6 protein-coding genes are annotated in these 11,828 nt (G+C 68.2%); 5 read left to right on the top strand and 1 reads right to left on the bottom strand.

Going from position 1 to position 11,828, the window contains the following annotated elements; translation table 11 throughout:
* Window positions 1-89: 89 nt before the first annotated feature.
* Window positions 90-1,106: a hypothetical protein gene (locus BLW44_RS15990; RefSeq protein ID WP_060928695.1), complete on the bottom strand. Its 1,017-nt coding sequence runs from the start codon at window positions 1,104-1,106 to the stop codon at window positions 90-92.
* Window positions 1,107-1,234: 128 nt separating this feature from the next.
* Here BLW44_RS15990 and BLW44_RS15985 point away from each other — a divergent pair, with 128 nt between their 5' ends.
* The 5 genes from BLW44_RS15985 (at window position 1,235) to BLW44_RS15965 (ending at window position 11,811) form a co-directional block, all read left to right on the top strand.
* A complete protein-coding gene (locus BLW44_RS15985; RefSeq protein WP_060928694.1) occupies window positions 1,235-2,281 on the top strand; it encodes an NAD(P)-dependent alcohol dehydrogenase in 1,047 nt (348 codons plus the stop codon).
* A gap of 32 nt (window positions 2,282-2,313) precedes the next feature.
* On the top strand, window positions 2,314-2,685 hold the full coding sequence (locus BLW44_RS15980) for a hypothetical protein (protein ID WP_060928693.1): 372 nt from the start codon (window positions 2,314-2,316) through the stop codon (window positions 2,683-2,685).
* A 569-nt stretch (window positions 2,686-3,254) separates the two neighbouring features.
* Window positions 3,255-5,033 carry an HNH endonuclease signature motif containing protein gene (locus BLW44_RS15975; RefSeq protein ID WP_074731906.1) on the top strand — a complete coding sequence of 593 codons (1,779 nt, stop codon included), beginning with the start codon at window positions 3,255-3,257 and terminating at the stop codon, window positions 5,031-5,033.
* Window positions 5,030-5,608, top strand: coding sequence for a DNA-3-methyladenine glycosylase I (locus BLW44_RS15970; protein ID WP_060928624.1), 579 nt, complete (start codon window positions 5,030-5,032; stop codon window positions 5,606-5,608). Before BLW44_RS15975 ends, BLW44_RS15970 begins: the two co-directional genes overlap by 4 nt.
* A gap of 155 nt (window positions 5,609-5,763) precedes the next feature.
* A complete protein-coding gene (locus BLW44_RS15965; RefSeq protein ID WP_245647483.1) occupies window positions 5,764-11,811 on the top strand; it encodes an Ig-like domain-containing protein in 6,048 nt (2,015 codons plus the stop codon).
* The last annotated feature ends 17 nt before the right edge of the window (window positions 11,812-11,828 follow it).

The following is an 11,828-nucleotide window of genomic DNA, read 5'->3' as shown; positions in this document are numbered from 1 at the left end:
ATCGAGCGACCGAGCGACCGAGCGACCGAGACCGGCCAGGATCCCTGCGATCCCGGCCGGTCTCGTGCGTGGGGTGTCGACCCGGGGAGTCAGGGCCCGGGCTGAGGAGGGTGCGGTGCAGGCGGGTACTGCGCTGGCGGGTACGGGGCCTGTGCCCCCGGATACGGCGCGGGCGGATACGTGGCCTCGGCTCCCGGGTGCTGCGCGGGCGGGTAGGGGTACGGCGCTGCCGCGCCCGGCGCGTGCGGGTCTTCGGTCCCGCTCAGCCGAGCCTGCGACCGCACCCGCAGCAGCACGGCGGTGAAGGCGAGGTACAGGATCCCCGCTGCCGCCGCGGCACCGTAGAGCAGCTGGCTGGGGATCACCGTGTTCACCCCTCGAGGCAGCGCGAACAGCACGCGGCTCGCCCACTCGGGCGCGACCAGCATCAGCAGACTGCCCACGAGCAGGACGAGGGCCGGCAGGATGAGGGCGAACGGCGACCAGCGCGACACGAGGACGCCGGCGAACACGAGCAGGATGCCGGCGAGGACCGCCGCTACGGCATCCGGTCGCGGGTCGAACTGGAAGCGCTGCAGGGCGAACAGCATCCCCTCCGCGGTTCCCCAGGCGAGCGCCCACGCGCCAGCGCCGAGCAGCACGGGCGCCGCGACGATCCCGATGACACTGAGGGCGACGCCTCGCGGGCGTGGATCGCGACGGACGAGAAAGAGGGCCAGGCCCATCGCGCCGAGCGCCGTGAGGACAGCGAGTGGGATGCCGTAGACCAATCCGTCGCCCCATTCCTGCGGGACCGCCCGAAACACGAGGGGGAGCGTGCCGGGCACGATCGCGGCGATCAGAGGGAGGAGCGCGAAGACGCCGACGACGATCAGGCCGGCCGAGCTCCAGATGCCGGAGAGGACCACGAGGGCCAGCAGCACCACGGCCAGCGACTGCAGCAGCAGCGGGCCGACGAGACGACCGATGTCCCCGTCGAACCCGAACTCGAAGAACGAGCGGTTCATCGTCATCCCGCCCATCGACAGAAGGACGAGGGCGATGGGCGTGATCACGAGTGCGATCACGATGGTCAGCAGGCGGGCGGGCACGGATGAACGGCGCATGGGACTTCCCCTCCGGAGTCGTAGCCCCACCGTACCGACCCTGTGCAGCGCGGCACCAGGGTGGCGCGAGTAGTCTCGATCTGGCTCATCCGGACCGAGCCGCACCCCACCACATCGAGGAGTCTGCGATGACCCGCGTCAATGCCTATGCCGCACCGAGCGAAGCCGCACCGCTCGAGAAGACCGTCATCGAACGTCGCGAGCTCGGCCCGCACGATGTGCTGATCGACATCGCCTTCGCCGGCATCTGCCACTCCGACATCCACACGGTTCGCGGTGATTGGGGTCTGCAGAGCTATCCGCTCGCGCCGGGGCATGAGATCGCAGGCACCGTTGCCGCGGTCGGGAGCGACGTCACGAAGCACGCCGTGGGCGACCGCGTCGGCGTCGGCTGCCTGGTGAACTCGTGCGGAGAATGCCGCAACTGCCTGCGCGGCGATGAGCAGTTCTGCTCGAACGGCGCGGTCTTCACCTACGGCAGCGCCGACCGCGACGGCACCATCACGCAGGGCGGATACTCCGAGCAGGTCGTCGTCACGGAGTCGTTCGTCGTCCGCATCCCTGATGCACTGGAACTGGATGTCGCAGCGCCGCTGCTGTGCGCCGGCATCACGACGTACTCGCCGCTTCGCCACTGGAATGTCGGCCCTGGCAGCAGAGTCGCCGTGGTGGGACTGGGCGGGCTCGGCCACATGGGAGTGCAGATCGCGCACGCCCTCGGCGCCGAGGTCACCGTGCTCTCGCAGACGCTGAACAAGAAGGATGATGGCCTGCGCCTCGGTGCAGACCACTACTTCGCGACGAGCGACCCCGAGACGTTCCGCTCGCTGCGCAGCTCGTTCGACGTCATCCTGAACACCGTCAGCGCGGTCGTCGACCTGCGCTCCTACCTCGGGCTGCTCGACGTGGGCGGCTCGATGGTCTGCGTCGGTGCTCCCGCAGAGCCGCTGGAGGTGACCGTCGGGTCGCTCATCGGCGGACGGCGGTCGCTCGCAGGGTCGAACATCGGCGGCATCCGCGAGACGCAGGAGATGCTCGACTTCTGCGCCGAGCACGGCATCGCCGCGGAGATCGAGGTGATCAGCGCCGAGCAGATCAACGAGGCGTACGAGCGCGTGCTCGCATCCGATGTCCGCTACCGCTTCGTGATCGACGCCGCGACGTTCGCGGGCTGAGTCGGACTGGCTGGTCGGCTGGGAGCGTTGTCGTGGGCGAAACCGAGGTCGCCGAGTTCCTCACCCGCCTGTCGGCGCGTGACGCTGCGGCGGCCTGGTTGGCGCGCGAACTGATGCAGGCCGGATGGTCGGTGCACGACTTCTTCGGCCCGGTGCAGATGGACGTGTGGCAGCTCGTCCTCCGACGCGGGTCGTGCAGGGTGCGGTTCGGGATCGAGCGGGGATACTCCGATGGAGTGGCCGTCGCGGATGGAGTGACGGGCGGCGATGGGGCGGCTGTCGCCGATCGCGCGGTCGCCTACCGTCCGATCACCGTGGCGATGTCGGAGAAGAAGTCCGCGGTCGCGTCGGTGATGAGCGACCCGGCCGCTGCTCTGGAGTGGTTGACCCGACGGTCGGGGTAAAGGTTCTCGGCGCCTCTTCTCTCGTTCGTTCTCTTCTCTCGTTCGTTCTCTTCTCGCGCTCTCTCGTTCTTCTTCTCGCACGCTCTCGACGCGTTCGGTGCCTTCTTCTGTCGGTCCGTTCTGCTCTGGTCCGTCCTCTCTACTTCGTCCTCTCCCCGTTCACCCGCTCGTTCTGTCGACGTTTCACCCTCTCGTTCTTTCGCCGTTCACCCTCTCGTTCTCTCTTCTCTCCCTCCTTCTCTGTTCTGGTCGGGCCTCTGAGTCTCCGGCTCTCGGCGCTCGGCTCTCGGCTCTCGGGCTTGCGTGCTCGGCTCTCGGTCTCCCGCTTTCGGGTTGCAGCTCGCGGTCGCCCGCTTTCACGCTCGGCTCTCGGCGTCCCGCTCTCAGTTCTCAAGGTTCTCGGGGTGTTCTCGTTCGACCACTTCTTGCTCTCCTCTCGGGTCCTTCTGCCCGTCTTTCCCGCAGCTCTTCCGTGCTATGCCGGGAGATTGGAATACGGGGTCTGATCTGGGGTTCTGGGGGGTGGTTTCGGGGGTCAAATGTCGGTGGGGTGGGGTTGACTGGCGGGTATGAACAGCACCGTGCAGCGTTTGGATCAGGTCATCGACGACCTGTCCGGGGTGTTGTGTGATGACGTGTTGGCGGGGTTGTCTGACGCGGATCGGGTGGAGGTGCTGCAGCGGGCGGGGGCGGCGTTTCGGCGGGCGGAAGCGGTGGTGGTGGAGACGCTCGCGACGGCGGATGCGGTGGGGTTCCCGCATGCGGTGGGGTGTCGGAACGCGACCGAGTTGTTGCAGCGGACGGTGCGGGTCGAGGTGCGTTCGGCGACGCGGGTGGGGACGACGGTGACGCGGGTGCGTCGGGAGTCGAGCTTGGTGTCGGGGGAGAGGTTGCCGGCGCGGTGGCCGCATATGCGGGAGGCCCTGTTGGATGGGGTGGTGGGGGTGGCGGGGTTTTTGGCGGCGACGGGTCCGATCGAGAAGGTTTGGGACCGGTTGACCACGGACCAGCGTCTCGCCGCGGACCTCGCCCTCGCTGGTGCTGCCCGCGGGCACGGTCTCGCCCCGGTCGATGACCCCGACGGTGACGACCCCGACGCGGAGAGTTCCGATATAGACGACCCTGGTGACGCCGCAGATGTCGATGCAGACGATGGTCCTGCGCCGACGACGGATGATCTGTCGAGTCTGGGGGAGGGGCTTGCGTCGATGTTCGATCCGGATGGGGAAGAGCCTAAGGATGAGGATGCGCGGCGTCGCCGGGGTGTGACGATCGGCCGGTTGAAGAACGGCTTGCACGCGATCCGCGGGTATCTCACCCCGGAGGTCGCAGCACAGTTGCTGCTGATCATGGACGCGATCCTGAACCCCAAAGGCCCCGGGGCTCCGATGCCCGGAGTGTTCTTCACCCCCAGCGACACCGGTGACACAAGCGACCCCAGCGACCCTGAGACCACCGGCGACACCGGCGACACCGGCGACACCGGCGACACCGGCGCACACTTCAACCCTGCGGATTCTGATTCTGATGGCTCTGCCAGCGATGGCAGCACGGATGACGTGAGCACGCCCGATCCCGAAGAGGATCCGTTCAATTCGGATCCGCGGAACGTGTTCGATGACCGCACGACGGAACAGAAACGACACGACGCTCTCGCGGCCGCGCTCGCGATCGCCGCCCGCCACACGGACATGCCGACCCTGGGTGGGGCGGCGCCGACTGTGGTCGTCACCGTCGACGCGACCGATCTTGCCACCGGGACCGGGTGGGCGACCATCGCCCGCACGGGCGCACACCTGCCCGTCTCCGTCGCCGCGCAGGTCGCATGTTCGGGGGCGATCCAGCGGGTCCTGTTCGATGAGGGCCGCATCATCGGGATCACCAGCACCGACCGGGTCTTCACCGTCCACCAACGCCGCGCGATCATCGCCCGCGACAAGGAATGCCTCATCCCCGGCTGTCACGTCCCCGCCTCGTGGTGTGAGATCCACCACGTCACCGAACACGCCCACGGTGGCCCCACCCACACCGACAACGGTGTCCCGTTGTGTTGGTGGCACCACCGCTCCCTCGACACCTCCCTCTGGGAGATCCGCATGAACAACGGCCTCCCCCAAGTCAGAGGACCAGGATGGTGGGACCCCGCCCACCACTGGCGCACCCCACGACACAGCACCCCAGCCGACTCGACGAGCCCACCGGGCAACACCCGACAACACGGCCTCGTCGAACCGGGCAGCACCCCACAACACGGCACGCGTGTCGACTCGGCGAGCCCGCCGACGAACTCGAGGATTCGGATCAGACCACCGGCGATGTCGGCGCACACGGATAGCGTGAGGCAATGACCTCTCTGATCGCAGGCCCCGACGACCGTGCGCGCTGTGCGTGGGTCGGCGACGACGCCGAGTACCGGCGATATCACGACGAGGAATGGGGGACGCCCCTGCGCGGAGACCGTGCCCTGTTCGAGAAGATGGCGCTCGAAGGCTTCCAGGCAGGGCTGTCGTGGATCACCATCCTCCGCAAGCGCCCGCACTTCCGGGAGGTCTTCGCCGGATTCAGCCCCGAGACGGTCGCCGAGTTCGATGAAGCCGACGTCGAACGCCTCATGCTCGACCCCGGAATCATCCGCAATCGCGCCAAGATCGAGGCCACGATCGGCAACGCGCGCATCGTCCGCGGGATGGCGCAGGGAGAGCTCGACACCCTGATGTGGTCGTTCGCCCCGGCCCGTCGAGACAGGCCGGCGTCGTTCGCCGAAGTGCCGGCGGTCACGCCCGAATCCACCGCCATGAGCAAAGAGCTCCGCCGCCGCGGATTCCGCTTCGTCGGACCCACCACGATGTACGCCCTCATGCAGTCGGCAGGAATGGTCGACGACCACGTCGAAGGATGCTGGAGGGCCACAGCAGCAGGCTGATGGGAGTCCGCCGCGGTGTGGGCAGTTCTCCCCATCGTGGCCGGTATTCCGGCCGGTTAGGATGTACGGGTGTGCCGTGCATCTTCTGTGCGACGGCTGAGAGTCTGTGAGTGGACGACCCTGGGGGGGAACCGGGCATGAAGGCGTTGTCATGGATGCGTGCGAGACCGAAGACATTGGCCTCGGCGGCAGGGGTGACGGTGGGAGTCGTCGCCCTCACCACCATGGCCTTCACGTATGACGGATTCCCCACCACCAAGGTCGATCTGAACGACGGCGGCGTCTGGATCACCAAGACCTCCAGCCTGCTCGTCGGCCACTTCAACCACGAGTCCACCGTGCTCGACGGCGGCCTGCGCACCATCGGCGAGAACTTCGACATCCTCCAGGACGAGACCAACATCCTCGTCACCGACTCGAGCGCGTCGACGGTCACCGCGATCGATCCATCCCGCGTCTCCCTCGGCGACAGCGCGCGCATCCCCTCGACGGCCAAGGTCGCCCTCGGACATCAGACCGCCGCCATCCTCGACCAGAAGTCGGGCGACCTCTGGGTCCTCCCGGTCAAGGGCATCGCCGGCTTCAAGATCGAGGCGGCAGAGCCCGTCGCCGAGCTCGGCGCGAACGCCGACGTCACCGTCGCAGAAGACGGAACCGTCTTCGGTGTCTCATCCGAACGCGGCGAGGTCGTCACCGTTCCCGTCGACAACGAAGGCGAAGCCCTCGAGTCGTCCAGCGCCTCCGTCGGCGACATCGACGACTCCGAGACCCCCCGCATCACCGCCGTCGGTCGCACCCCGGTCGTCCTCGACGCCGCAGCCGGCGTCGTGACCACTCCCGGCGGCTTCCGCACCGAGATCAAGGATGCGGCGGACGCCGTGCTGCAGCCCGCATCCGCCACGACCGATGCCGTCGCGCTCGCGACGAACTCCGCCCTGGTCACCGTGCCCCTCGACGGCAGCGAAGCCGTCGTCACCGACGTGGGCGGCAACGGCGCTCCTGCAGCGCCCGTCTCGCTGCGCGGCTGCACCTACGCCGCCTGGGCGGGTTCCGCGGTGTTCCTGCGCGAATGTCCCGGTGAGGGCAACGACGTCAACGAGCGGATCGAAGGGGCCGAGGACTCCAAGGGACTCACCTTCCGCGTCAACCGCGACGTCATCATCCTCAACGACGCCGTCGGCGGCGCCGCCTGGATGGCGAACGAGAGCCTGCAGCGCGTCGACAACTGGAACGACCTCACCCCTCCGGAGGGCGAGACCGAGAACGAGGACGACTCGACCGAGGAGACGGTGGAGACGACCCTTCCGGACCGCAAGGAGGAGAACACTCCGCCGATCGCCGAGGACGACGACTTCGGCGTGCGCCCCGGCGCATCGACGCTGCTCCCCGTGCTCGACAACGACAACGACCCAGACGGAGACGTGCTCGTCGCCGCCCTCGCCGAGAAGCAGCCGTCCATTGGCACGGTGCAGCCCATCCAGAACGGCGGCTCGCTGCAGATCGCCGTCGACGAGAAGGCCACCGGCTCGACCACGTTCCAGTACGAGGCGAACGACGGGCGAAAGGGCAAGGACACCGCGACCGTCACGCTCAGCGTGCACGATTTCGACGTGCACAACGCCCCGGTTCCCAAGCGCAACACGGTGCTCACCGTCGAATCGGGCGGCACGATCTCGTACAACGTGCTCCCCGACTTCATCGACCCCGACGGCGACGACATCTACCTCAAGGGCGTCGAGCCCGCACCGGGCGACGAGGTCGACTTCAGCACGGACGGACAGATCACCTACAAGGCCACCGCGAGCCTGCAGGGCCGCAAGGAGGTCGGGATCACGATCGCCGACGGCTTCGGCGAGACCTACGTCGGCACCATCACGCTCGACGTGAGGCCCGCCGGATCCACGGATCCGAAGACCAACGCCGACCACGTCATCACCCGCGTCGGCGAGCAGGTCACGGTCGCACCGCTCACGAACGACACCAGCTCCGGACGCGAATCGCTGCGTCTCGGCAACGTCGACGAGGTCCCCGGGGCGACCGTCTCGCCGGACTACACGAACAAGACGTTCACCTTCACGGCGGAAGCGCCTGGCACCTACTACGTGCAGTACCTCGCCACCGCGGGTCCGAAGAACGCGCAGGGACTCGTCCGCGTCGACGTCCAGGAAGCCAGTGAGACGGACCTGCCGCCCGTCGCCGTGCGCGACGTCGCGCTGCTGCCCAGCAGCGGCGACGTGCTCGTGGGAGTCCTCGCCAACGACATGGACCCCGCCGGCGGCATCCTCGTCGTCCAGTCGGTGAGCCTCGAACCCAACTCGGGCGTCTCGGTCTCGGTCATCAACCACGAGACGCTGCGCATCACCGACCAGGGTGCCCTCAAGGACCAGGTGCGCATCAAGTACCGCATCTCGAACGGCTCGAAGTCCGCCGAGGGCGAGGTCGTCGTGATCCCGATCCCCGCGCCCGACAAGATCATGCCGCCCGTGGCGAACCCTGACACCGTGTACGTCCGTGCGAACGACGTCGTGTCGATCCCCGTGCTCGACAACGACACGCACCCCAACGACGACGTCCTGCACGTGGTGCCCGAACTCGTCGAGGCGCCGGAGCCCGAGGACGGCGAGGCGTTCGTCTCCCAGGACCTCGTCCGCTTCAAGGCCGGTCCCGAGGCGAAGACCGTCTACCTCACCTACGAGGCCGTCGACTCGCGCCAGCAGAAGGCCGCCGGGTACGTCACGATCCAGGTCATGCCGATCGACGAGAAGACCAACGCCGCACCGCGCCCGCAGGACATCGTCTCGCGAGCACTGGCCGGCACCGAGGTCAGCATCGCGGTGCCGCTCGACGGCATCGACTCGGACGGCGACTCCGTCGAACTGCTCGACATCGCCTCCAGCCCGACCAAGGGGCGGATCGTCGAGACCGGCGCGAACTACTTCACGTACGAGGCGTTCGACGAGTCGGCAGGCGTCGACACATTCAAGTACCGCGTGCGCGACCGTCTCGGAAAGGAGGGCATCGCCACGATCCGCGTCGGCATCGCCCCCGCCGAGGAGATCAACCAGCCGCCGTACGCGGTGAAGGATGCCGTCGTCGTGCGTCCCGGCCGTGAGATCGCCGTGCCGGTGCTCGCCAACGACTCCGACCCGGAGGGCGACAAGATCGTCCTCGTCAGCGAGAAGAACGACGGACTCGAGGTCCCCGAGAACCTGACCGCGCGTGTGTCCGGAGACCGCGTTCTGGTGCAGGCGCCCAACGAGTCGCTCGAGACGTCGCTGCAGTACACGATCCGTGACGCCCGCGGCGCCACCTCGACCGCGACTCTGCAGGTCACCGTCGACGAGAACGTGCCGCTGCAGGCACCCGTCGCCCGCGACGACCGCGTACGCCCCGAAGACCTCAAGGACGGCACCCTCACCGCCGACGTCCCGATCCTCAAGAACGACGAGGATCCCGACGGCACCACGGATGCGCTCGAGGTCACCCTGGGTGACGGCGCGACCGCCCTCGACAACGGCTCCGTGCGGGTGACCGTCGAGGAGGAGCAGCAGCTCATCCGCTACACGCTGACCGACCGCGACGGACTCGAGGCCTCCGCGTTCATCTTCGTCCCGGCGATCTCGGGCCTGCGTCCCATGGTCGACCTCACGAAGCCCGTCGAGGTGATCAGCGGTGAGACCAAGGTGCTCCCGCTGTCCGAGTACGTCACGGTCGCCGGCGGCGGCACCGCGCGGATCACCGAGCATGCGAAGGTGACCGCGGTGTACTCCGACGGCTCCGACCTCGTGCAGGATGCCGAGAACCTCGTCTACACGTCCAAGGCGGGCTACTTCGGCCAGGATGCGATCACCTTCGAGGTGACCGACGGCGACGGCCCCGACGACCCCGAGGGTCGCAAGGCCACGCTGACCATCCCGATCGACGTGCTGCCGCCGGACAACCAGCAGCCGGTCTTCGTCAACAGCCAGATGCAGGTCGCGCCCGGTGAAGATGCCGTGTCGCTCGACCTCGCCGCCCTGACGACCGACCCCGACCCCGAAGACGAGGGCAAGCACGAGTTCACCTTCGTCGACGGCGACGGCGACGGGGTGTCCGCCGAGGTCAAGGGCTCCGAACTGCTCGTCAAGGCGTCGTCCGACGCCAAGAAGGGCACCGCGATGACCCTGAACGTGCGGGTCACGGACGGTGAGACCGAACCGGTCGACGGCACCGTCACCGTGCTCGTCTCAGCGTCGACGCGCGCGATGCCGACCGCCAACACCGACACCATCTCGGAAGCCGACCAGGGCAAGTCCGTGACGGTGCCCGTGCTCGCCAACGACTACAACCCGTTCCCCGAGACGCCGCTCAAGATCGTGTCCCAGAACGTCGAAGCCGGCATGGGGACCGTGACCAAGAAGGGCGACGAGCTGGTCGTCACCCCGGCGGCGACGTTCGTCGGAACCATGGTGGTGCGCTACCGCATCCAGGATGCGACCAAGGACGTCGACCGCGAGGTCAACGGCCAGGTCGTGGTGACCGTGCAGGGCGTTCCCGACGCACCGGGCGCTCCCGTGGTGACGAGCGTGCAGGACCGCACGGTCGTCCTCTCCTACTCCGCCCCGTCGAACAACGGTGCCGAGATCACGAAGTACACGGTGAAGTCGGTGAACGGCAACGCGTACTCCAAGGAGTGCCAGTCGACCACCTGCACGCTGGACGGTCTGACCAACAACGTCAAGTACACGTTCCAGGTGACGGCGACCAACCGCGTCGGCGAAGGCAAGCCCTCGGCCGCCTCCGGTGAAGCACGTCCTGACGCACGCCCGGACACCCCGAACCCGCCCACGCTGAAGTTCGGCGACAAGTCGCTCACGGTCAACTGGACCACGCCCACCACTCCGGGCTCGCCGGTGCAGAGCTACACCCTCGAGATCTCTCCTGCGCCGCCGTCCGGCGTCGCGCAGAAGGAGGTCACGGGCAACTCGATCGTCTGGGAGGGCCTCGAGAACGGCTCCAACTACCAGGTGCGCGTGCAGGCCCACAACCTCGCCCCCGAGCCGTCGAGCTGGAGCAACTGGTCGGCCTCGGAGATCCCCGCAGGACCTCCGATGGCGCCGGGTGCGCCCACGACGACCGAGCTCGCGCCGGTCGGAAACCAGGCCCAGATGCAGGTGAACTGGCAGCCCCCGAACTCCAACGGCGACGCGATCGCCAGCTACACGCTGGAGGTCTACGAGGGATCGTCCCTCGTGCGCACGATGACCCCCGGGGCCGGAGCCACGTCGCAGGCCGTCACGGTGCCGACCTCCGAGACGCCGTACACGTATCGCATCCGAGCGCAGAACAAGGCGGGCTGGGGCGAATGGTCCGGCATGTCGGCTCCTCGGCGTGGAGTCGTCGCGCCCGGTGCGCCGACCAGCCTCGCCGCCGCGCCGCACGACCGTTACGTCGACGTCACCTACAACCCGGGCTCGCGCAACGGCGCCAGGGAAGGCGAGATCAGCTACCAGTACACGCTCAACGGCGGAGGCAGCTGGCAGACCCTGAGCGGCAACCGCATCGGCGGACTGACCAACGGCACGACCTACAACATCCGGGTCCGTGCGGTGGCGAGCGTCGACGGCGGCACCTACGCCGGCGCCGCGTCGAACCAGGCGACCGCCGTGCCCTACGGGCCGCCGTCGACGCCGGTCGCCCGCGCAGACAACCTCGGCACCCAGGTGAAGCTGAGCTGGAACTCGAACGGGACCGGCAACGGCCGGGCGATCCAGACCACGCAGATCGACATCGGCAACGGCTGGCAGACCGTGTCCCAGCAGAGCGGTGAGCGCATCGTCGGCAACGGGTACCAGCAGACGCACAGCATCCGCGTGCGCGCGCAGGACTCCGCGGGGCAGTGGACACCGGTGGCATCGGCATCCGCTCGCACCAGCGACCCGCCCGCCGAGGTGCTCAAGACCGGGAAGGGCGCGTCGGGCAGCTGGCCCGGCGAGTGCGACACTCCGACCTGCGCCTATGTGACGCTGAAGGTGGAGAACTTCCGGAGTCCCGGCACGTACACGCTGCGCTGCGACGACGGCGGCCGGTTCGGCAACTCGAGAAGGGCCGTGCCCGAGAACGGCACGGTGCAGCTGGGATGCTTCTACGGCAACCCGGGTCGATCCATCCGCGTCTACATCGTCGAGCTCAACCGCTACGCCGACGCACTCGTCTGGTATTAGAGCGACCGGCGACGGCG

Origin of the sequence: Microbacterium hydrocarbonoxydans, from assembly GCF_900105205.1 — a bacterium.
GTDB lineage: Bacteria > Actinomycetota > Actinomycetes > Actinomycetales > Microbacteriaceae > Microbacterium > Microbacterium hydrocarbonoxydans.
The sequence above is the reverse complement of the archived record's forward strand: the minus strand, read 5'-3'. Positions and strand labels throughout refer to the sequence as shown.